This is a genomic window from Actinomyces capricornis, assembly GCF_019974135.1.
GTDB classification, from domain to species: Bacteria; Actinomycetota; Actinomycetes; order Actinomycetales; family Actinomycetaceae; genus Actinomyces; species Actinomyces capricornis.
This window is the reverse complement of the sequence record NZ_AP025017.1, coordinates 981,480-1,002,676: the sequence shown is the minus strand read 5'-3', so window position 1 is coordinate 1,002,676 and position 21,197 is coordinate 981,480. Positions and strand designations below refer to the sequence as shown.

16 protein-coding genes are annotated in these 21,197 nt (G+C 73.4%); 12 read left to right on the top strand and 4 right to left on the bottom strand.

The annotated features are described in order from the left end of the window. Window positions 1-108: 108 nt before the first annotated feature. The gene (locus MANAM107_RS03995) at window positions 109-951 is read right to left on the bottom strand and encodes a M48 family metalloprotease (protein ID WP_223911420.1); all 843 of its coding nucleotides are present in this window, start codon (window positions 949-951) and stop codon (window positions 109-111) included. 110 nt (window positions 952-1,061) lie between these two features. Next, window positions 1,062-3,230 carry a dolichyl-phosphate-mannose--protein mannosyltransferase gene (locus MANAM107_RS03990; RefSeq protein WP_223911416.1) on the bottom strand — a complete coding sequence of 723 codons (2,169 nt, stop codon included), beginning with the start codon at window positions 3,228-3,230 and terminating at the stop codon, window positions 1,062-1,064. Between the two features lie 34 nt (window positions 3,231-3,264). Here MANAM107_RS03990 and rsmI point away from each other — a divergent pair, with 34 nt between their 5' ends. Then, window positions 3,265-4,281, top strand: coding sequence for a 16S rRNA (cytidine(1402)-2'-O)-methyltransferase (gene rsmI / locus MANAM107_RS03985; RefSeq protein ID WP_223911406.1), 1,017 nt, complete (start codon window positions 3,265-3,267; stop codon window positions 4,279-4,281). An 81-nt stretch (window positions 4,282-4,362) separates the two neighbouring features. After that, window positions 4,363-4,944: an isochorismatase family protein gene (locus MANAM107_RS03980; RefSeq protein WP_223911403.1), complete on the top strand. Its 582-nt coding sequence runs from the start codon at window positions 4,363-4,365 to the stop codon at window positions 4,942-4,944. An 81-nt stretch (window positions 4,945-5,025) separates the two neighbouring features. Here the strand turns inward: MANAM107_RS03980 and MANAM107_RS03975 are convergent, their stop codons facing one another. After that, window positions 5,026-6,360 (bottom strand): hypothetical protein, encoded by a 1,335-nt coding sequence (locus tag MANAM107_RS03975; protein ID WP_223911400.1) that lies wholly within the window; start codon window positions 6,358-6,360, stop codon window positions 5,026-5,028. A gap of 153 nt (window positions 6,361-6,513) precedes the next feature. On the opposite strand from MANAM107_RS03975, the gene metG reads away from it, so the two are divergent. The 7 genes from metG to MANAM107_RS03935 all read left to right on the top strand — a co-directional run bounded on the left by metG (window position 6,514) and on the right by MANAM107_RS03935 (window position 15,766). Beyond that, window positions 6,514-8,358 (top strand): methionine--tRNA ligase, encoded by a 1,845-nt coding sequence (metG, locus tag MANAM107_RS03970; RefSeq protein WP_223911397.1) that lies wholly within the window; start codon window positions 6,514-6,516, stop codon window positions 8,356-8,358. 73 nt (window positions 8,359-8,431) lie between these two features. Beyond that, a complete protein-coding gene (locus tag MANAM107_RS03965) occupies window positions 8,432-9,403 on the top strand; it encodes a TatD family hydrolase (protein WP_223911394.1) in 972 nt (323 codons plus the stop codon). Window positions 9,404-9,543: 140 nt separating this feature from the next. Next, a complete protein-coding gene (locus MANAM107_RS03960) occupies window positions 9,544-10,530 on the top strand; it encodes a G5 domain-containing protein (protein WP_223911391.1) in 987 nt (328 codons plus the stop codon). A gap of 208 nt (window positions 10,531-10,738) precedes the next feature. After that, window positions 10,739-11,650, top strand: a complete 912-nt coding sequence (locus MANAM107_RS13170) for a resuscitation-promoting factor (protein ID WP_308443652.1) — start codon at window positions 10,739-10,741, stop codon at window positions 11,648-11,650. Window positions 11,651-11,826: 176 nt separating this feature from the next. After that, complete coding sequence (gene rsmA / locus MANAM107_RS03945) at window positions 11,827-12,852, top strand: 16S rRNA (adenine(1518)-N(6)/adenine(1519)-N(6))-dimethyltransferase RsmA (protein WP_223911388.1); 1,026 nt, start codon at window positions 11,827-11,829, stop codon at window positions 12,850-12,852. Then, on the top strand, window positions 12,849-13,823 hold the full coding sequence (locus MANAM107_RS03940; protein ID WP_223911385.1) for a 4-(cytidine 5'-diphospho)-2-C-methyl-D-erythritol kinase: 975 nt from the start codon (window positions 12,849-12,851) through the stop codon (window positions 13,821-13,823). Before rsmA ends, MANAM107_RS03940 begins: the two co-directional genes overlap by 4 nt. After that, window positions 13,823-15,766 (top strand): ABC-F family ATP-binding cassette domain-containing protein, encoded by a 1,944-nt coding sequence (locus MANAM107_RS03935; protein ID WP_223911382.1) that lies wholly within the window; start codon window positions 13,823-13,825, stop codon window positions 15,764-15,766. The genes MANAM107_RS03940 and MANAM107_RS03935 overlap by 1 nt, the downstream gene beginning before the upstream one ends. Before the next feature lie 168 nt (window positions 15,767-15,934). On the opposite strand, the gene MANAM107_RS03930 is transcribed toward MANAM107_RS03935, so the two are convergent. Continuing rightward, window positions 15,935-16,477, bottom strand: coding sequence for a hypothetical protein (locus tag MANAM107_RS03930; RefSeq protein ID WP_179900247.1), 543 nt, complete (start codon window positions 16,475-16,477; stop codon window positions 15,935-15,937). Between the two features lie 193 nt (window positions 16,478-16,670). On the opposite strand from MANAM107_RS03930, the gene MANAM107_RS03925 reads away from it, so the two are divergent. The 3 genes from MANAM107_RS03925 to MANAM107_RS03915 are packed head-to-tail and all read left to right on the top strand — an operon-like array spanning window position 16,671 to window position 21,119. Next, on the top strand, window positions 16,671-17,285 hold the full coding sequence (locus MANAM107_RS03925; RefSeq protein WP_223911379.1) for an FHA domain-containing protein: 615 nt from the start codon (window positions 16,671-16,673) through the stop codon (window positions 17,283-17,285). 10 nt (window positions 17,286-17,295) lie between these two features. Beyond that, window positions 17,296-19,650 (top strand): FHA domain-containing protein, encoded by a 2,355-nt coding sequence (locus MANAM107_RS03920; protein WP_223911376.1) that lies wholly within the window; start codon window positions 17,296-17,298, stop codon window positions 19,648-19,650. Then, the gene (locus MANAM107_RS03915; RefSeq protein WP_223911373.1) at window positions 19,650-21,119 is read left to right on the top strand and encodes a serine/threonine-protein kinase; all 1,470 of its coding nucleotides are present in this window, start codon (window positions 19,650-19,652) and stop codon (window positions 21,117-21,119) included. The genes MANAM107_RS03920 and MANAM107_RS03915 overlap by 1 nt, the downstream gene beginning before the upstream one ends. Window positions 21,120-21,197 lie beyond the last annotated feature (78 nt).

Genomic DNA, 21,197 nt, shown 5'->3' with positions numbered 1-21,197 from the left:
CTCGGGGCCGACCCGCCCGTGCGGGCCAGGCTCCACCGCGCCGTAGGAAGGCGCACCGCGCCAGCGGCCCAGGTGCCGGCGGCGGGCCGGTGCACCCGTGCGCCCCGATCAGTGCAGCGAGGTGCGCAGGCGCAGCCCGTGGCGGTGCAGCTGGCTCACTCGCTCGGCGGCTGAGACCTGCGTGGCCGAGAGGTAGGCCACCTGACCCAGGACGTCCCGACGGGTCTCCCAGTGCTCGGCCTGCTCAGCGCCATGGAGGTAGGGGTAGTTGTCCTTGCCGACGGCGCACAGGGCCAGGGCCCGCTCCGCGCCCTCGGGCACGGCCCTGGCCGCCCACAGATCGGCGTTGAACTCAAGGAGGCGGATGAACACGCCCCGGAGCACCGGCGTGCCCAGGATCGCGGTGGACAGCCACAGCCAGCGCCTCGTGTGATGGTTCAGGACCATATGGCCCACCTGGTGGGCGAGCATGAAGCGCAGCGCCTCGGGCGTGCCGTTCTCACGGCAGCCCGCCAGGAAGTCGGTGCCCAGGACGAGGTGGGGGCGCAGGCCCGGGGTCATCGTGCATGGGTCGATGCTGGGATCCTTGGTCAGGAAGAGCCGTGGGGTGCGGCTCAGGCCCGCCTCCCGGCAGAGCTCCTCCAGGATCCGGTGGACCTCGGGGAGCTGGTTACGGGTGATCGGCGCCAGGTGCATGCGATCCGCCGCCGCCTTGTACCGGTGCAGGATGACCGCGGCGAAGGGGAAGAAGAAGGCCGAGGCGGCGGCGCGCAGCAGCGGCTCATCCAGTGGATCGATGACGATGACCAGCGCCGCTGCCGCCACCAGGAGGCATGAGAGCAGGGCCGAGAGCACCAGAAGCGCCTGGCTGCGCCGCGCCTGACGGCGCAGGGCGCGCTCCAGCGCATCGGCCTCACAGCCCTGGGCCGAGCGTTCTGCCCGGAGTGTCATGGGAGGGGGACTCCTCTCTGTGATGCTGGGGTAGGGCAGGGGCGGGCGTCGCGGGACGGCACTGCGCAGCCGTCATAGGAGCCCTCGACACCCATCTGAGGACCCATGATCTAGATCCAGGACTCCAGGAGCATGTGCATGCGCCAGAAGTCGTAGGACACCGTCTGGCCGGTCCACAGGGGCCACCACAGCACGGCGAAGACCACGGCGAGAGCAACGACGACGGCGGTGAGCAGCAGTCCCTCGGGGCGCAGGCGCCAGGTGGGCACGCCTGTCCACTGGGGGGACAGGGCCCGCAGGATCCTGCCTGTCACCCCTGGCACCCGGGCCGCGCCCGAGCCGTCCTGCCGGTCGTTGTCGGCCTCGGCCTCATCGGCGCCCTCAGGCTCCTTGACCTCCTCGGCCTCCAGGGACGCGCCCGCCGTGGGGTAGCCGTCCATAGCATCAGTGGGGGCATCAGCAGAGCCATCAGCGGGGGCCTGAGCGGAGGACTCCCGCACTGCGACGCCGTCGGGGGCCGAGTCGGCATCGTCGGTGCGCTCGTCGTCGGTGCGCTCTCCGTCGGTGGGGGCGCCGTCGTCGGGCAGCCGGCTGCCGGCTGCAGTGGCCTGCGGGCCGAAGCCGAGGAAACGGGCGATGATCCCGCGCGGGGCCGGTCGTCCCGGGCCCACCCATCCGGCCGCCAGGGCGGCCTCCTCCTGCCGGTCCTCCCGGGAGCCGGGAACGGGTCGCAGCATCCCCGTCGCCTGCCCCAGGGCCAGGGTCAGGGTGAGCACTACGAAGGGCACGAAGGCGACGGTGTAGAAGGTGAAGATCGTGCGGTCGGGGTACTGGAACCAGGGGACGTACAGGCCCAGGTAGCCGGCCAGTGGCACCCAGGCGCGCCAGTCGCGGCCCGCGATGCCCATGACCAGGACCACCACCAGGCCCAGGATCGCCGCCCACCAGATGGGGATATTGCCGATGGAGGTGATGGCCTGCACGCAGCGCGAGGCGCCGCAGGAGGCGCCGGCCATCTCCTCCTCCGAGGGCCAGTAGAAGGAGGTCGGCCGCCATTGCAGCAGCCAGCCCGCGGGCGTGGACTCATAGGGGTGCTTGGAGTCCAGGCCCACATGGAAGCTGTACATGGACTGGTGGTACTCCAGCAGGTCGTTGAGGGAGTCCGGCAGCCAGGAGCGCATCGGGGAGCCACTGGCCCGCTGCTCGGCGGCCCACCCGTGCTTATAGGCCTTGTCGTGCACGAACCAGGACCACCACAGGGCCACGTAGACCACCAGGGCCGTGGGCACCAGGCGGATGAAATCGCCGAAGCCGCGCGAGACGACCCCCTCCAGCAGCCACGCCTTGGTGCGGACCTGGCGCAGCGCCGTCGTATCCCACACCACCACCAGGATGCCCACCACCGCCAGAAGATAGAGGCCCGACCACTTGATCGAGCAGGTCAGGCCCAGGCTGACGCCGGTGGCCCACAACCAGGGGCGCAGATGCGCGCCGGGGGCCAGGTGGTTGGCGGCGGTGCCACTCAGGTCGCGGGCGAGCCTGGCCCGCGACCACTCCCGGTCGCGTACCAGGCAGTACAGGGTCAGGGTGGCGAAGAACCCGATGAGGACATCCAGCAGACCGATGCGCGACTCGGTGATCCCCACGCCGTCGATGGCCAGCAGCAGCCCGGCGAGCCCCGCCAGCAGGGGGGAGCGGGTCAGGCGCATGGTCAGTCGCGCCAGCAGCACCACCGTGGCAATGCCGGCGATGGCCGGCACGATCCGCCACCCCCAGGGCGAGTCGGCCCCCAGGACCTGCATGCCCAGGCCGATGAGCCACTTGCCGAACTGGGGGTGGACCACATAGCTGGGCTCGGCGGACATCCCCGAGAAATCGCCCGCGGCGAAGAGCGCGTCGGAGCCCTCGGCCCACTGCGCCTCATAGCCCACCGTCCACAGCGCGTAGGCGTCCTTGACGTAGTAGATCTCGTCGAACATGAGTGTGCTGGGATGACTCAGGCCGATGAGCCGGGTCAGGGCCGCGATGAGACCCACGACGCCGGTGGCCACCCAGCCCCGGATCCTCACCGCCCGCGGCAGGGCCCACTCCAGGGGGTCGAGTCCCAGCCGCCGGCGCAGCTCGTTCTCGGTGCGGGTGGGGGCGGGCTCCTGCGGGTCCGGTTCCCGGGCCGTGACCGGTTCCTTCGATGGGTACGGGTCCTGCTCCTCCTCCTGCAGCTGGGCGGGGGCCTGGGCCTGAGCGGGCGTATCGGGGGACAGCGCACTGGGGTTTGTCACGCTGCGAGTCTAGGGGCAGCGCCATACTGATCCCATGAATGATGCCGCTCCATCCGCTGCCAGCGTTCCTCCCCGGGGGCGCGGCAGTGACACCGACGGCCCTCCCGACGGCGCTACTGGCGGGGCCCGGGTCCTGAACAGCGCTCCTGACAGCGCCTCTGACAGGGCCTCCGACGGCGGGTACGACGGCGCTGCCGACCGCTCTCCCGACAGCCTGCGGCCCGGCGTCATCACCTTGGCGGCCACCCCCATCGGGAATGCGGCCGACGCCAGTGCCCGCCTGCGGGCGGCGCTGGGCGGCGCTGGGCTCATCGCGGCCGAGGACACCCGCCGCCTGCGGGCCCTGGCCCAGCGGCTCGGGGTGGAGATCACCGGCCGTGTGGTCTCCCTCCATGAGCACAATGAGCGCCAGCGCGCCGGTGAGCTCATCGAGGCGGCGCGCGCGGGCCAGGGCGTCCTGGTGGTCAGCGACGCCGGCATGCCCTCGGTCTCCGACCCCGGGTACCGCCTGGTGCGGGCGGCGGTGGAGGCCGGGGTGGAGGTGAGCGTGGCCCCCGGGCCCTCGGCGGTACTGAGCGCGCTGGCCCTGTCCGGCCTGGCCTCGGACCGCTTCTGCTTCGAGGGCTTCCTTCCGCGCCGTGCGGGGGAGCGCCGTCGGGCGATCACGGCCCTGAGCGCCGAGGAGCGCACCATGGTGCTCTTCGAGTCCCCCCGCCGCGTGCATGAGACGGTCACGATGATGGCGCAGATCCTGGGCCAGGACCGCCCCGCGGCCCTGTGCCGGGAGCTGACCAAGACCCATGAGGAGGTCCGCCGCGCCACCCTGGGGGAGCTGGCCCGCTCCACCGAGGCCGGTGTGCTGGGGGAGGTGGTCCTCGTCGTCGCCGGGGCCCGGCCTGAGGCGGCCGACCCCCGGGAGGCGGCGCGCGCGGCCCTGGCCCTGGCCGACCAGGGCCTGCGGCTCAAGGATGCGGCGGGGCGCGCCGCCCGGGAGGCGGGGCTGCGCCCCAATGAGGTCTACCGCGAGGCGCTGGCGCTGCGCCAGGAGTAGGCGCGGATCAGGCGGATCAGTCGGGGGCACCCCGGGGCTGATCGGGGCGCGCCGAGGCGGCCGCACCGTTAGGCTCGGGGCATGACCGCACAGCCTCGCCGCCGCGCCCTCGTCATCGTCGATGTTCAGCCCACCTTCTGCGAGGGCGGTGCCCTGCCCGTGAACGGGGGCAACGACGTCGCCCGGAGGGTGGCCGCCTATGCCACCGCCCACCGTGAGGACTACGACATGGTGGTGACCACCCAGGACTGGCATATCGACCCGGGCCGCCACTTCTCCGAGGAACCGGACTATGTGGACACCTGGCCCCCGCACGGGGTGGCGGGCACTCGGGAGGCCGATCTTCACGAGGCACTGGCCGAGGTGGAGGTGGATGTGGCGGTGAAGAAGGGCCAGTACTCGGCCGCCTACTCGGGCTTCGAGGGTGTGGACGACAGCGGCACCAGCCTGCAGCGGATCCTGGCGGCTGAGGGGATCACCGATCTGGATGTCATCGGCCTGGCCGAGTCGCACTGCGTCAAGGACACCGCCCTGGACGGTGCCGCCCGTGGTTATCGGGTGCGGGTGATGACCGACCTGACGGCGCCCGTGACGCCCGAGCAGGGGGCCGCCGCCCGCGCCGCCCTGGCGCAGGCCGGGGTCGAGCTCACCACCTCCCCCTGAACCTTTCGACAATTTGCATGAGATCGTACTTCTCCAGGCCCGGAGAAGTACGATCTCATGCAAATTGTCGAAAAGAAGGGGTTAGGGGCCGGGGTGGAACTGGCCCGGGCCGCCAGGGGCGGAGGAGGCGGCCAGGGCCCGCAGGAAGGCCCTGTTGCGGCGCATGCGCACCACCGAGCCGACGATCACCGGGACGAAGCCCACCAATGCCAGCGCTGCCCCAAAGAAGAAGATCATCGGGGTGTGCTCGATGTCGCCCCGGTTGATCAGCATGCTCGCCCATACCGAGTCGCCGGGGCTGCTCTCGCAGGAGATGACATGGGAGCCCGAGGCCTCGGCCTTGAAGGTGGCGAAATGCAGGTAGTCATGGACTTTGACGTCGTGCCGATCGATGATCCTGACCTCCTGGCCATCGGGGTCGCTCACCGTGCACTGCGGCGGCTCCCCCGAGGTGTGGTACAGCCCGTACTCCTCCCCGGCGCTCAGCTCGGCCCGCACCGCGCCCGTGGCGCTGATCTCGGTGAAAGCGCTCTCCGCGCTGAAGTACGTCCAGTAGGACCACGTCATGATCACCAGGCCCGCGAGGATCAGCAGCACCCCGACCCCCATGACGATCGATGGGCCCCTGGTGCGCCGCGCCGCCGGTGCGGGGGTCGGGTGGGAGGGCTGGGGCGCCTGGGCCGGCGGTGCGGCCCACGGCTGCCCGGTGCCCGCGGCCGGGAGGGCCGCGCCCTGGTAGGGGGGCAGCTGCGCCGAAGCTGCTGAGGGCTGGAGCGCCGGCTGGTAGGCCGGGGCCGCCTGGTAGGGCGAGGCCGGCACCGCCTGGTAGGCGGAGGGCTGCTGCGCCGAGACGGCCGAGGGCTGGTAGGCGGGCTGCGCGGGCCCGGCGCCCTGGGGATGCCCCGGATAAGAGGTGTAGGGGGAGGTCTGGTGGTAGCCCGAGGGGTGCCCCGACGGCGATCCCCCCGTGGCGGGGTGGCCGGCCGGCCGGCCCACGGCCGGCGCGGAGGCGTCACCCGGATAGCCCACCTGCGGGTACCCGACGCCGCCACTGGGCTGGGCCTGTGGGGCCTGCTGCCCCTGCAGCCACGGCGAGCCCGGCGCCCCCGGGGGCTGGGCCAGCCCCGGTGCGCCGGCAGGAGGGGCGCTCGAGGCCGCCGGTGCCTGCGGCACTGCCGGTGCCGCAGGCTGCTGAGATGCGGCCGGTGCTGCAGCCGGGACCGGCGAGCCCATCGGAATCGGCGCGCTGGCCCCCTCCGGCGCGCTCGCGGAGCCCGCCGGGGGCGCCCCCTCCTGGAAGGGCCCGCCCAGGGAGCCGACATGCCCCTGGGGGTAGGCGGCTGTGGCGGCGTACTGGTCGTGCACGGGAGTGCCCGGGACATGGCCCGACTGGACGTCGTGGTGGGGATCAGTCATCGGCACGACCTTCCTTGACGCTGTGCTTCACGGCTGCGGGCTGGGCCGGGCCCGTGCAGGAGGGCCGGACCCGCCGGCGGGGCGGCGGCCCGTGGGCGGTGCCGCTGAGGACACCATACGGACCCCGAGTGCCGAGCGGATAGGCTATGGCCCATGACGCACATCCTCTCCGCGGTCGCCTGGCCCTACGCCAACGGCCCCCGCCACATCGGTCACGTCGCCGGATTCGGCGTCCCCTCGGACGTCTTCTCCCGCTACATGCGCATGGCGGGCCACGACGTCCTCATGGTCTCGGGCACCGACGAGCACGGCACCCCGATCCTCGTGGCCGCCGACGAGGAGGGGATCAGCGCCCGCGAGCTCGCCGACCGCAACAACCGCCTCATCGTCGAGGACCTCGTTGCCCTGGGCCTGTCCTACGACCTGTTCACCCGCACCACGGCCGGCAACCACTACGCCGTGGTCCAGGAGATGTTCCGCACCGTGCGGGACAACGGCTACATGGTCCAGCAGGTCACCCGCTCGGCCATCTCCCCCTCCACCGGCCGCACCCTGCCCGACCGCTATATCGAGGGCACCTGCCCCATCTGCGGCGCCGCCGGTGCCCGCGGGGACCAGTGCGACACCTGCGGCAACCAGCTCGACCCCACCGACCTCATCGACCCGCGCTCGCGCATCAATGGCGAGGCCCCCGAGTTCGTGGAGTCCACCCACTGGTTCCTCGACCTGCCGGCCCTGGCCGCCGCCCTGGGCGCCTGGCTCGATGAGCGCGAGTCCTCGGGCACCTGGCGCCCCAATGTCATCAAGTTCTCCCAGAACCTCCTGGACGACATCCGCCCGCGCGCCATGACCCGCGACATCGACTGGGGCATCCCGGTGCCGGGCTGGGAGGACCGGCCCACCAAGCGCCTCTACGTCTGGTTCGACGCCGTCATCGGCTACCTGTCGGCCTCCATCGAGTGGGCGCGGCGCAGCGGGGACCCCGAGGCCTGGCGCGCCTGGTGGAACGACCCCGAGGCCCTGTCCTACTACTTCATGGGCAAGGACAACATCGTCTTCCACTCCCAGATCTGGCCCGCCGAGCTCCTGGGCCACAATGGTCAGGGCGAGCGCGGGGGAGCCCCCGGCGAGCTGGGCGTGCTCAACCTGCCCACCGAGGTGGTCTCCAGCGAGTTCCTGACCATGGAGGGCAGGAAGTTCTCCTCCTCCCATGGCATCGTCATCTACGTGCGCGACTTCCTCCAGCGCTACCAGGCCGACGCCCTGCGCTACTTCATCTGCGCCGCCGGCCCCGAGACCGCCGACGCCGACTTCACCTGGGCGGAGTTCGTGCGCCGCACCAACGGCGAGCTCGTTGCGGGCTGGGGCAACCTGGTCAACCGCACCGCCTCCATGATCCACAAGCGCTTCGGCGCCATCCCCGCCCCCGATGAGCTCCAGGAGGAGGACCGGGCCCTGCTGGAGGCCATCGAGGCCGGCTTCACCACCGTGGGGGGCCTCATCGCCCGCCACCGCCAGAAGGCGGCCCTGGGTGAGGCCATGCGCCTGGTGGGGGAGGCCAACAAGTACGTGGCCGACACCCAGCCGTTCAAGCTCAAGGGCGAGGAGGGCTCCGAGGCCTGGCTGCGGCTGTCCACGATCCTGCACACCCTGGCCCAGGCGGTGTCCGACCTCAACCTCCTGCTCTCGCCCTTCCTGCCCCACTCGGCCAATGCCGTGGACCGCATCCTGGGCGGGGAGGGCCGGATCGCGCCCATGCCCCGCATCGAGGAGGCCGAGGAGCTGGACCACCAGGCCCTGCCCGAGGCCTTCGAGGGCCGCAGCGGCTACCCCATCATCACTGGGGACTACTCCGACGCCCCCGCCTGGCGGCGCCACCCGGTGACCGTGGGCGCCGCGGTGGCCAAGCCGGCCCCCGTGTTCACCAAGCTGGAGGAGTCCATCGTGGAGGAGGAGCTGGCCCGCTACGCCGCCACCCTGCCCGACGCCGGGGCCTGAGGTGCCCGGGCACGATGAGGAGAGCGTTGATGGGGCCCGGAGGCACTGGAGGCACGACAGAGGGGAGGGCGCGGTGAGCCGCTCCCGGCGCGACCGCTCCTGGCCGCCCGCCGACGCCGTCGCCCCCCTGCCCGGGCCGGTCACCGACAACCACGCCCACCTGCCCTATCCCGGGGAGTCGGCGGGGCCGGGCTCCCATGACCCGCTCGGCGCCGCCGAGCTGGTCGAGCGGGCCCGGGCCGCTGGGGTGACCCGGATCCTCACCTCGGCCTGCGAGCTGCCCGCCTGGGAGCCCAGCCTGGCCCTGGCCCGCGCCCTGGAGGGTGTGCGCGTGGCCCTGGCCATCCACCCCAATGAGGCTGTCAGCCACGCGGGGGTGCGCGAGGTGGGCCCCGACGGCCTGGAGCCGCGCCTCGAGGACCACCACGCCACTGGCCTGGACGAGGCCCTGTCCCGCCTGGAGGCCACCATCGCCGCCAACCGCGAGGTCGTGGTGGCCGTGGGGGAGACCGGCATGGACCTCTTCCGCACCGGTGAGCGCGGCGCCCGGGTCCAGCGCGAGTCCTTCCGCGCCCATATCGCCCTGGCCAAGGAGCTCGACCTGCCCCTGCAGATCCACGACCGCGACGCCCACGCCGCCTGCGTGGAGGTGCTGGAGGCCGACGGCGCCCCGGCCCGCACCGTCTTCCACTGCTTCTCCGGAGGGGAGGAGCTGGCGCGGGCCTGCGCCGAGCACGGCTGGTACGCCTCCATCGCCGGTCCTGTGACCTACCCCGCCAATGAGGGGCTGCGCGCCGCCGTGCGCCGCCTGCCCGAGGAGCTCCTCCTGGTGGAGACCGACGCCCCCTACCTGCCGCCCAAGCCCTGGCGGGGGCGGCCCAACGCCTCCTACCTCATGGGCGCCACCGTGGGATTCCTGGCCGAGCTCAGGGGGCGGGACCTGGAGGGCCTGTGCGCCAGGCTCCAGGCCACCACCCAGGAGGTCTACGGGTGGTGGCCGCCCGCGGGCGGAGAGCGGCACCGCGATCATCAACCCTCAGCATGATCTCAGGTTCGCACCAGGTGGGAGTCAGTTGAGATCTGCACGGTTCAGTCACAAGCCGTCAACGCTGTGAGGGGACGCATAGTCAGATCCCCGAACGATCCGTTACGGTGGCACGAGCCGTCTACCGAAGGAATGACATCGTGGGTCGACACTCCCAGACCAGTTCGCTGAACACCACCCTGGTGGAGCTCGGCTCCCTGGCCTCGCGGTCCCTGTCCCGGGGCACCGCCACCGGGGGGCACGGGCGCCGTCGCGCCGAGGGGCCGGCCAAGACCCCGCTGAGCCCCATGCTCTTCCGCGCCGGGGGTGCGGCCGCCGTGCTGTCCCTGGCGGTCTCCGGTGGCGCCTACGCCGCCGTGCTCGCCCAGGACGAGGGCGAGGGCGGCGTGAGCGCCGGCTCGCTGACCGCGCTGGGCGGCGAGGCCCGGGGCGAGGTCCAGGGCGGCGGCAGCGAGGCGGGCGCCCCGGCCCCCGTCGAGGGCGAGAGCACCCAGTTCTCCACCGTCACCGAGGATGTCACCGAGGCCCACGGCACGGTGGAGAAGGAGACCGACTCCCTGCCCGCGGGTGAGACCAAGGTCGAGACCGAGGGCGTCGACGGCGTGACGCGCACCACCTACCAGGTGGCCAGTGTGGGCGGTCAGGAGGTCTCCCGCGAGGCCGTGTCCACCGTCGTGGTCGCCCAGAAGGTCGATGAGGTCGTTCTCAAGGGCACCGGCGCCCAGCAGCAGGCCACCCCTGAGGCCCCGGCGGAGGCTCCCGCCGCTGAGGCGCCCGCCGAGGCCGCACCCGCCCCCGCCCCCGTCGCCGAGGCGGGCACCGACGCGGCCGGGGCCCAGGCCATCGCCAAGTCGATGATGGCCGGCTACGGCTGGAACGACTCGGAGTTCTCCTGCCTGGTGAGCCTGTGGGAGCGGGAGTCCAACTGGAACTACCAGGCCGAGAACCCCTCCTCGGGCGCCTACGGCATCCCCCAGTCCCTGCCCGGCAACAAGATGGCGGCTGCCGGGGCCGACTGGCAGACCAACCCCACCACCCAGATCACCTGGGGGCTGGGCTACATCTCCGAGCGCTACGGCAGCCCCTGCGGCGCCTGGGCCCACTCCGAGGCCGTGGGCTGGTACTGAGCCGCTGAGCGACTGCCGTCGCAGCGACTGACATCGCGAGGCCCGTGCCGGCGACCCGCCGGCACGGGTCTCGCGCCTGGGCGGCCCGGGGCGCCCAGGGCCGCCTGAGGCCGCCCAGGGCGTGTGATGGGCGGCATTGCCCGGGTTGAGACATGTCCGTTACGGTGGGCGCCACTGCCGACCAGAAGGACGAGACCCCGTGGCCCCCATGGACAACACCGCCCCCCAGCCTCCCACCCCCTTCCCCACCGAGGCCGAGGCCCCCAGCGGCGCCGGCGAGGCGGTGCGCGAGCCGCGCCGCACCTCCATGCTCACCCGTTCCGCCCTCATGGCCGCCGGCCTGTCCCTCATCGTCTCCGGGGGCGCCTACGCCGCCGTCCAGGTGGCTGGCGGGGACTCCTCCGAGCAGGCCACCCTGGCGGGCGCGGCCCTGGGCGGGGAGGCCGAGGCCGCTCCCACCGGCCAGGCCCTCACCGTTGAGGCCCCCTCCTCCTCGGTGACCATGGTCACCGAGGACGTCACCGAGGCCCACACCACCGTGGAGAAGGAGACCGACGAGCTCCCCACGGGCGAGACCCGGGTCGAGACCCAGGGCGTCGACGGCGTGACCCGCACCGTCTACGAGGTCACCACCGTCGACGGCCAGGAGGTCTCCCGCACCCCGGTCTCCACCGTGGTCCTGACCCAGAGGGTCGACGAGGTCGTCCTGGTGGGCACCGGCAAGGCCCAGTCCACCCCCGCCCCCAGCACTGCGGCCCCCGACTCCGGGGCCACCACCTCCAAGGGCGAGGCCGAGCCGTCCCCCCAGGCGCCCTCCCAGGACTCGGGCTCCTCGGACTCCGGCTCCTCCAGCGGCGGCTCCGGTGGCGCCTCGGCGGATGACTCGGGGGTCTGGGCCCAGCTCGCCCAGTGCGAGTCGGGCGGCAACCCGAGCACCAACACCGGCAACGGCTACTACGGCCTCTACCAGTTCTCCCTGTCCACCTGGCAGTCGGTGGGCGGCACCGGCCTGCCCTCCGACGCCAGCGCCGAGGAGCAGACCATGCGCGCCCAGATGCTCCAGCAGCGCGCCGGATGGGGGCAGTGGCCCCACTGCGCTGCCAAGCTCGGCCTGCTCTGAGCCCGCCGCCGCGCCCGCCCCGACACCCCGGCCGCCCCACCGGGCAGGGGATGGCCTCAGGGGTCAGTGCTACCGTGCTCCTGGCGCGACTGCGGGGCCGCGCGCGCATGCGCGGCCCTAGCGCAGAAGGCTGAGCACACAGCACCCACCGAGCAGGTATCGAGGCAGGCATCGTCATGAGCGGACCCTCCCCCCAGGGCGCCCCCGAGGAGGGCTCCACCGTGGGAAGCGGGCTCCTGGGGCCCACTCAGGTGCGGGGGCTGGCCCGGGCCCTGGGCATCCGCCCCACCAAGACCCTGGGGCAGAACTTCGTCCACGACGCCGCAGCGGTGCGCCGCATCGTGCGCAGCGCCGGGGTGGGGCCCCAGCACTGCGTGCTGGAGGTCGGCCCGGGCCTGGGCTCCCTGACCCTGGCCCTGCTGGAGACCGGCGCCCGTGTCGTCGCCGTCGAGATCGACCCCGCCCTGGCCCGGGCCCTGCCCGTGACCGTGGCCGATCGCATGCCGCAGGCCGCCGGGCGCCTCCGGCTCATCGAGGCCGACGCCCTGGGCATCAGCGGCCCCGCCGACCTGGGCGGGGCCCGGCCCACGCTCATGGTCGCCAACCTGCCCTACAACGTGGCCGTGCCCCTCGTGCTCACCGCCCTGGAGGCCCTGCCGAGCCTGGAGCGGCTGACTGTCATGGTCCAGGCCGAGGTGGCCGACCGCCTCGCCGCCCCGCCGGGCTCGCGCACCTACGGTGTGCCCAGCGCCAAGGCCGCCTGGTACGCCCAGGCCCGCCGCACCCTGACCATCTCCCGGCACGTCTTCTGGCCCGTGCCCCACGTGGACTCCGCCCTGGTCGAGCTCACCCGGCGCCTGCCCCCGGCGACCACCGCCTCGCGCGAGCAGGTCTTCGCCGTCATCGACGCCGCCTTCTCCCAGCGCCGCAAGACCCTGCGCAAGGCCCTGGCCGCCCTGGCCGGCGGGACGGATCGGGCCGAGGCGGCGCTGCGCGCCGCGGGCATCGATCCCGCCCAGCGGGGCGAGAGGCTCGACGTCGAGGCCTTCGCCGTCCTGGCCGAGGCCCTCAACGACCTCGCTCCCGGCGGGTCCCAGGGGCCGCCCGCCCAGGAGCCGGCCTGCCCGCCCATCCACCAGCCCGACCAGAGCCCCGCCCGGGGCGCCCAGGAGGGCCCCCGGGCCGGAGAGGAGCCCCGATGAGCCATCTGCGCTCGGTCCCCTGCGGGCCGGAGCCCGTCCCGCCCCGCTCCGGCTCGGCGGCCTCGGTGCGCGTGGAGGCGCCGGGCAAGGTCAACCTCTTCCTGTCCGTGGGCGCCCCCGGCCCCGATGGCTACCACCCCCTGACCACCGTCTTCCAGGCGGTGCGCCTCATCGAGACCGTCACCGCGCGCCGCCAGCCCTCCCAGTCCCGGCAGGACATCACCCTGACCCTGGAGGAGCCCGACGACGCCGTCCCCACCGATGAGACCAACCTCGCGGTGCGCGCCGCCCGCCTCCTGGCCCAGGCCACCGGCGTGAGCGAGGGGGTGGACCTGCTGCTGCGCAAGCGGGTCCCGGTGGCCGGGGGCATGGCCGGGGGCTCGGCCGACGCCGCCGCCGCCCTCGTGGCCTGCAACACCCTGTGGGGCACGGGCCTGGGTCCCGGCGAGCTGGCCGCCCTGGCCGCCCAGTTGGGCGCCGACGTGCCCTTTCCCCTGATCGGCAGCACGGCGGTGGGCCACGGCCGCGGCGACCTGGTCACCCCCCTGATGACTCGCGGCTCCTACCAGTGGGTCATCGCCCTCCAGGAGCGGGGGCTGTCCACCCCCGAGGTCTTCCGCCGCTTCGATGAGCTCAGCGGCCAGGGCCCGGCGCCCATCGCCCAGGAGGTCCCCGAGGCCATGACCGCCGCCCTGCGCGCCGGGGACCCCCGGGCGCTGGCCCCCCACCTGCACAACGACCTCCAGGCCGCCGCCCTCGACCTGCGCCCCGAGCTGGCCGAGGTCATCGCCCTGGCCGAGCAGGCCGGCGCCCTGCGGGCCATCGTCTCGGGCTCGGGGCCCACCGTCGTGGCCCTGGTCGAGGACGCGGCCGGCGCCCAGCGCGTGCGCCGCGCCCTGGAGGCGGGCGGGCTGTGCTCCCGGACGCTGAGGGTCGACGCCCCCGTCGCCGGTGCCCGGGTGGTGGGCTGATGGCCCACCTGCTCGGCGTGGAGGGCCTGCGCATCGTCGTGGGCTCCCGGATCCTGCTCGACGGCGTGACCCTGGGCATCGAGGACGGCACCCGGGTGGGGGTGCTGGGCCCCAACGGCGCCGGCAAGTCCACCCTCCTGTCCGCCCTGGCCGCCCGTCGCGAGCCCGACGGCGGTCGCATCACCCGCGCCGGCGGGGCGGGCGTGGCCATGCTCGACCAGGCCGACAGCATCGACCCCTCCGCCACGGTGCGCAGCGCCGTCCATGGCCGGGCCGCGGAGCACGAGTGGGCCTCCCAGGCGGCCGTGCGCGACATCCACGCAGGACTGCTGGCCGATCTGGACCTCGACGCCCCGGTGGGGTCCCTCTCCGGCGGCCAGCGCCGCCGCGTCGCCCTGGCCGCCGTGCTCACCGCCCCGGCCGACATCCTCATCCTCGATGAGCCCACCAACCACCTCGACGTCGAGGCGGTGGACTGGCTCGCCGGCCACCTCGGCCGCCGCTTCAGCGGCCCGCGCCAGGCCGGGGCGCTGGTGGCCGTCACCCATGACCGCTGGTTCCTCGACGCCGTGTGCACCCATGTGTGGGAGGTCGTCCCCGGCGTCGACCCCGGGGGCGGGCGTCCCCAGGTGCCGGGCAGGATCGAGACCTACGACGGCGGGTACGCCGCCTACGTCCTGGCCCGGGCCGAGAGGGCCCGCCAGGCGGCCGTGGCCGCCGCCAAGCGGGACAACCTCCTGCGCAAGGAGCTGGCCTGGCTGCGGCGCGGCGCCCCCGCCCGCACCTCCAAGCCCCGCTTCCGCATCGCCGCCGCCGAGGCCCTCATCGCCGATGTCCCGCCCCCGCGCGACACGGTCAGGCTCACCGCCATGGCCACCGCGCGCCTGGGCAAGAGGGTCATCGACCTGGAGGACGTCACCGTGCGCTACCCGCAGGCCGACGGCGGCGAGCGCGAGGTGCTGCGCCGCGTGACCTGGCGCACGGCACCGGGGCAGCGGGTGGGCATCGTCGGGGTCAACGGCGCCGGCAAGACCACCCTGCTGCGGCTGCTGGAGGGCACCCAGGAGCCCAGCCAGGGGCAGGTGCGCCGCGGGGCGACCGTGGCGGTGGCCGCCCTGTCCCAGTCCACCCACGAGCTCGACGCCCTGGCCGACAAGCGCGTGGTCGAGGCGGTGTCCATGGTGGGGGAGCGGGTGAGCGTGGGCGGCCAGGAGCTCACCGCCGCCCAGCTCGTCGAGCGCCTGGGCTTCACCCGCCAGCGCGCCTGGACGCGCGTGGGGGAGATCAGCGGCGGGGAGCGCCGCCGCCTCCAGCTGCTGCGCCTGCTGATGACCGAGCCCAATGTGCTGCTCCTGGATGAGCCCACCAATGACCTGGACACCGACACCCTGGCCGCCGTGGAGGACATCCTGGACTCCTTCCCCGGCACGCTCGTCGTGGTCTCCCACGACCGCTACCTGCTGGAGCGGGTCACCGACCACCAGATGGCCCTGCTGGGCGACGGCGACCTGCGCGCCCTGCCCGGGGGCGTCGAGCAGTACCTGGAGCTGCGCAGGCAGGCCGGCTTCGGCGCGCAGGCGCCGGCAGCGGGTCGGAGCCGAGCTGGTGGCACCGGCGCGACGGGCTCCACCGGCGTCCAGGGCACCACCGGTACCGCTGACGGCGCCCCGGCCACTGCGGCCGGGAGCGGTGCGGCGCCCGGGGCGCTGCGGCGCGAGGCGGGCAAGGCCCTGGCGCGCATCGAGCGCAGGATGCGGCGGGCCGAGAGCGCCATCGAGGAGCTCCACGCCCGCCTGGAGGAGGTCTCCGCCGACCCCTCCCGGGTGGGCGAGCTCGCCGAGCTGGGGCGCGAGGCGGCGGCCGCCGAGGCCGAGCACGCCGCCCTGGAGGAGCAGTGGCTGGAGGCCGCCGGGGCCATTGAGGCACTCGAATCCGATCGCTGAGACAGCGCTGAGACCCGCTGCAGACAGCTACCGGCACAGCCGCTGAGGCCCCCGCACGGCCGCGCGCCGCTGAGCCGTGGTGCATTCGGGGCGCGGCCGGGGCCCGGTGCGGGGGAGGGGCTCGGGAGCGGAGGGGAACTCAGGGATCGCAGGAGGCGGGGGCGCGGCCTACACGGGCGCCACCTGGCGGGCCAGCTCCACCAGGTCCTCCAGGTGGGGGGCGATGCTCGTGGCTGAGGCGCCCCACAGGCGCATGACCAGGTCGACTGGGACCGTGGGCAGTCCGGCCAGGCGCAGGACCACCGCGCCCTGGGTGGCGCCGGAGTCCTCCCCGAAGGCCGAGAAGCCGGCCATGTCGTGGCCCGGGCGCAGCCGCGTGGGCTCGGCCTCGGGGATCATCGTGGCGATGAGGGCCCGCTGGGTGGCGCGCCGGCCCTCCTTGGAGCCGTCGTCACCGGCGATCTCCAGACTCAGGTCCACCACGAAGGGCGGGTTGGCGACGTCGTCGATGTGCATGAGCCGGGCGAAGCGCCCCTGGCGCTCCATGGCCTGGAGCTCGTCGAGGAGGGACTCCAGCTCGGAGCGCCACTGAGGTCCGGTCACGCCCAGGTGGGCACTGCGGTGCCGCGCCTCCTCCCGCGCCCACCCGGGAGGCGGGAAGGGCGGGATGATCACCCAGCGCTGGGGATCAGGCGTGACAGCGATCTGCACGTTGTGCTCCTTCCGAGACTCTTGTCCGATGCACTCTAGTCGCCCAGACCCCTACTATGTCTGTCCTATGAGAGCCCGAGAGCACCATGCGACGATTATGCCTGCCACGACGGGCGGGCGCATCGGCCGTGCCCTCATAGATCTGGGTCTCATTCTCGCACTTTTCACATGGGCTGTGGGCCGTGGAGTGCCCGTGGCCCTGGGCGCCTGCGCCCTGCTCATCGCTGTGATGACTCTCATGATGGCCCGTACCGGGGCCTCCCCGGGCGGGCTGATCGCCGGCGTGCGGCTACGGCGTGTGGGGGACCCCACGGCCGCCCCGGGCTGGGCGGCCGTGGCCCATGTCGCCTTCGTGCTCCTGGCCTTCGTGCCCACGGCCGGAGTAGTGGCGCTGGCGCTGTGGGCGCGCAGCATCATGCTCGGGGAGCACCGCACCTGGTTCGATCGGATGGCCGGGACGGTCTTCCTGTCCTCCCGGGCCTCCTCGGGGGTGACCTGCTCCCTGGTCTTCGACGGCGCTGTGATTCCTGTCTCCGGGCCTCTGGTCCTAGGCCGGCGCCCTTCACCCCTCCGCGATCATCCCGGCGCCCAGCTCGTCGCCGTTCTGCAAGGCGATGACTCGGTATCCAAGACCCACGTGCTCGTCCTGCCCGCCCCAGATGGTGTGTACATCACAGATCTGGGCTCCACGAACGGCACGCATATAGAGAGCGATACGGGCGTTCGCCGTCTCGCTGCCGGGCAGCAGGGTCACGTGGGCCGCGGACGGCAGGCATACTTGGGTGACGGAGTATGCGTCGTCCGTTGAGGAGAAGAAGATGACCGACAGCTCGAACAACGTCGTGTGGTGGGCCGAGGGCTCATGGAACGGTGTCATTACCGACCGTGCCGTGATGCTGCTGCCCCCCTCGGTCCCCCAGGACCTGACGGAGCGCCTGTGGTGGCTGCTGCGTAGCGACGAAGGATCCCTGACCCACGCTCTGGACGAGCTGGTCATGGGCATGGGTGGGCGTCTGGGAGCGATCCCGGACTTCGTCCTGGCCGTGACCACGCCCGACGTCCTGCACATGGCCCTCCGCGGTGAGGCGGAGGTCGAGGTCGATGGCCGTCCCGTGGACGCCGCCGGGATCACCACGTGGTTTGAGACCACATTCACCTCCCCGACCTCGGTCGTGGCCAAGACCCCGGAGAAGGCCGGCCCCATCCTGCGCCCGGCCTCCGACGCCGTCGTCTGCGCCAGCCGCCTCATCATCAAGGGCGGCCGGGACCAGACCGACGACGGAGAGGACGAGGACCCCGATCGTGCCGGTTCCCCGGAACCTGAGCACCACAGCGGCGTCGAGACCGGCGCCGAGAGCAATGAGTGGACCGAGAGTACTGAGAGCGCCGAGGACTCCCCCGCAGCGGCAGTGGCCGCCCAGCCCGCGGAGAGTGGAGCCGAGGCCGCCGCGGCCCTCGCCCTGACCGGCGAGCTGCCCCAGACGGGTCCTGATACCAGTGCAGACGGCGACCATGCCGTCGATTCCGCAGCCGAGGCGCCCCACGCCGAGGCCACGGGGCTCGATGAGAGCCCCGAGACCGAGGCCGATGAGGTCGACGAGGCCATCCCTGGGACCACCGGGACTGCTGAGGGCCGGCACGGCGCTGAGCAGTCCGAGGACCACGGCGCCGCCGCATCCCCCGAGCCCATCGCGGTGGAGGACGAGGAGCTGCGGGACCAGGTCCGGGACCACAGCACCCCGGGCCTTGAGGACCCGGCCGCGGCCGCCTTCCTCGCCTCCGACGAGGCGGCCGGGACGGGGCTCGACTCTGAGCCCGAGGCGACCCCCGAGGTCGCCGGTGAGGCCCGCGACCTCGGCGAGGTCGATGGCGCCGTGCTGGGTGAGCCCGGCGCGAGCCCCCAGGCCGCCGAGGCCTTCGCGGCCGCCTTCGCCGAGCCGCAGGCCGTGGAGGAGTCGGCCGAGCCCGTGGAGCCGGTGGAGGCGGACTCACCGGCCGGTGCTCCGAGCCCTCTGCCCGTCGAGCTGCCCGACTTCCTCGTGGAGGACGAGCGGCGCGAGGAGCCCGCTGACGGTGCCGCCCAGCTGAGCGGCACCGAGGCGTGGCAGGCCCCCGGCGAGCCCACTGCCGAGGAGCTGGCCTTCGCGGCGAGCTCCTCGCAGGAGGACCCCCTGGCCTCCGTGCCCCTGGGCGAGCTCCCCGTGGAGCCGCAGGCCGATCCGCCGGCCTCGGACCTGGTGCCCCCGCCGCCCCCGCCCGGTCAGGGCGAGGACGACGGGGCCGGGACCCTGGAAGGGGCCCTGGAGATGGAGGCCTCCCCCGCGGGGGTGGGCCAGAACGCCGTCGAGCGCCCCGGGGACCACGATGGCCGGACCATCGCCAGCCTGCCGGAGGACCTGTCCAAGGAGCTGCGCGCCGAGTTGCTCAACCAGGGGGTCACCCCCGATGAGCCGGGGGACTCCCCCCGCGGCACCCGGCGCGACCCCGTGGCCGCGCCGATCGATGGCCCTGAGGCCACCGACGGCACGGGCAGGGCGCCGGCATCCGCGGTGCTGCTCCAGGAGGCCCCCCGCTTCGGCGACCACGACGGCCACACCGTCGCCGGTCTGCCCGAGGACCTGGTGGGCCAGCTGGTCAGCCTCATCGGAGGCCCCGAGAAGGAGGTCGAGGAGGCCCTGCCCGTGGTCACGCCCGCCGAGCCCGATGCCGTGCGCATCGTGCTCTCCGCGGTCTGCGGCCAGGGGCACCCCAACCCGACCAACTACACGACCTGCCGGGAGTGCGGGGCCGAGCTCAACCGCCCGGCCAAGTCGGTGGCCTGCCCGCCGCTGGGCCAGATGGTGACCTCCTCGGGGGAGGCCATCGCCCTGGACCGCCCCGTCCTGGTGGGTCGAGGGCCGGTGGCCTCCGACGTCGCCTCCGTGGCGGACGTGCCGGTGCGCACCCTGCAGATCCCCAGCCCCAACCAGCTGGTCTCCCGCAACCACATCCTCATCGAGCTGGATGCGTGGAGCGTGCTGGCCCAGGACCTGGGCAACTGCAACGGCACCATTCTCAACCGCGCCGGAGAGCCCTCTGTGCGGCTGGCGGCCTCCAACCCCGTGCTCCTGCGCAGCGGGGACGTGCTCGATCTAGGCGATGGCCAGACCCTCACCTTTGAGAATCTGCCCTGATGCTGGAGCCGCACGGGACGCCCCCGGTCATCGCGGGCTTCACCTATCTCAGCGACCTCGGGGCGGGGGGCTACTCGACGGTATACCTGTTCGAGCAGCAGATGCCCCGCCGCGAGGTCGCTGTCAAGGTGATGAACGCCGATGTGGAGGACAGGACGGCCAGCCGCTTCGAGTCCGAGGCCAACCTCATGGCCCGGGTCTCCTCGCACCCGGCCATCCTGTCCATCTACGGGGCGGGGGTCTCCACCGATGGCCACCCCTTCCTGGTCATGGAGTACTGCCCCCCGCCCCAGCTCGGGGCGATCCTGCGGGAGGGGCCGCTTAACGTCCCCGAGTCCCTGTCCACCGCGATCCAGATCGCCGGCGCCGTGGAGACCGCGCACCGCGCGGGCATCGTCCACCGGGATATCAAGCCGGCCAACATCCTGTTCACCACCTACCGCCGCCCGGTGCTCTCCGACTTCGGCATCTCGGCCATGAGCGGCCCGGAGGGCTCCGAGGAGCTGCGGGGCATGAGCGTGCCCTGGGCCCCGCCCGAGCAGCTGGTGGGCATGCGCTCGGCCAACCCCGCCTCGGACGTCTACTCCCTGGGCGCCACCACCTTCGCCATGCTCACGGGCCGCAGCCCCTTCGAGTTCGACGGCGTCCCCGACGTCTATGAGCTCTCCCGCCGCATCGTCAAGGACCCCCTGCCTCCCCTGGGGCGCCAGGACGCGCCCCCCTCCCTCCACCGGGTGCTCTCGGTGGCCATGGACAAGAACCCCGACTCCCGCTACCCCACGGCCCTGGCCTTCGCGCGCGCCCTGCAGCAGGTCCAGGCCGAGCTCGACCTGCCCATCACCACCGTCGACCTGTTCCACGAGGCGGACACCGCAGCGACGCGCAGCGCCCGCACGGAGGAGGACGACGAGGCCACCCACATGGGCGTCTTCAGCCGCGTGGAGGTCACCAGCGACGGCATCGCCATGCGCGTGGACGACCCGCCCGCGGCCCACTCCCCGGCCTCCTCCCAGTACCGGGGCCGTGAGGCCGAGGAGGAGGCGGAGCTGGCCGAGCCCGGCCGCCTGCGCATCGTCATCGGCGGGATGCTGGTCATCGCCCTGGTGGTCATCATCGGCGCCATGGGCTGGGCCAAGCTGCGTGGCGGCGCGGAGCCGCCCAGCACCTTCGAGACCATCGCCCCGCCGGCCGTCAGCCCTGTCGAGGCCGAGGTGGCCCCGCCCACCGGCCTGGAGGGGAGGGTCAACGAGGACGGCTCGGTGGTGTTCACCTGGCAGGCGCCCAGCGAGGACTGGAGCGGCCGCTACCTGTACCGGCAGGTCATTGCCGGGCAGGACACCCCCCTGGAGTCCACCAAGGACACCTCCGTCACCGTGGAGGGAGACCTGGGGCGCACCTGCCTGGAAGTCTACAGCCTGCGCGAGGACGGGAAGTCCTCCAGCTCGGTGACCGCCTGCGTCGAGGGCTGAGCCTGCGTCGAGGGCTTGCCCGCCCGCCCCGCAGACGATCGTGGGGCGCCCCCGGTGCAGGAGCGCCCCACGATCCGC

Excerpts from the sequence above, each read along its gene's own strand:
- MANAM107_RS13170 (WP_308443652.1), top strand. The coding sequence starts at position 10,739 with ATGGACAACACCGCCCCCCAGCCTCCCACCCCCTTCCCCACCGAGGCC.
- MANAM107_RS03995 (WP_223911420.1), bottom strand. The coding sequence starts at position 951 with ATGACACTCCGGGCAGAACGCTCGGCCCAGGGCTGTGAGGCCGATGCG.
- MANAM107_RS03920 (WP_223911376.1), top strand. The coding sequence starts at position 17,296 with ATGACCGACAGCTCGAACAACGTCGTGTGGTGGGCCGAGGGCTCATGG.
- MANAM107_RS03980 (WP_223911403.1), top strand. The coding sequence starts at position 4,363 with ATGACCGCACAGCCTCGCCGCCGCGCCCTCGTCATCGTCGATGTTCAG.
- MANAM107_RS03935 (WP_223911382.1), top strand. The coding sequence starts at position 13,823 with ATGGCCCACCTGCTCGGCGTGGAGGGCCTGCGCATCGTCGTGGGCTCC.
- MANAM107_RS03915 (WP_223911373.1), top strand. The coding sequence starts at position 19,650 with ATGCTGGAGCCGCACGGGACGCCCCCGGTCATCGCGGGCTTCACCTAT.
- MANAM107_RS03975 (WP_223911400.1), bottom strand. The coding sequence starts at position 6,360 with ATGACTGATCCCCACCACGACGTCCAGTCGGGCCATGTCCCGGGCACT.
- metG (WP_223911397.1), top strand. The coding sequence starts at position 6,514 with ATGACGCACATCCTCTCCGCGGTCGCCTGGCCCTACGCCAACGGCCCC.
- rsmA (WP_223911388.1), top strand. The coding sequence starts at position 11,827 with ATGAGCGGACCCTCCCCCCAGGGCGCCCCCGAGGAGGGCTCCACCGTG.
- rsmI (WP_223911406.1), top strand. The coding sequence starts at position 3,265 with ATGAATGATGCCGCTCCATCCGCTGCCAGCGTTCCTCCCCGGGGGCGC.
- MANAM107_RS03940 (WP_223911385.1), top strand. The coding sequence starts at position 12,849 with ATGAGCCATCTGCGCTCGGTCCCCTGCGGGCCGGAGCCCGTCCCGCCC.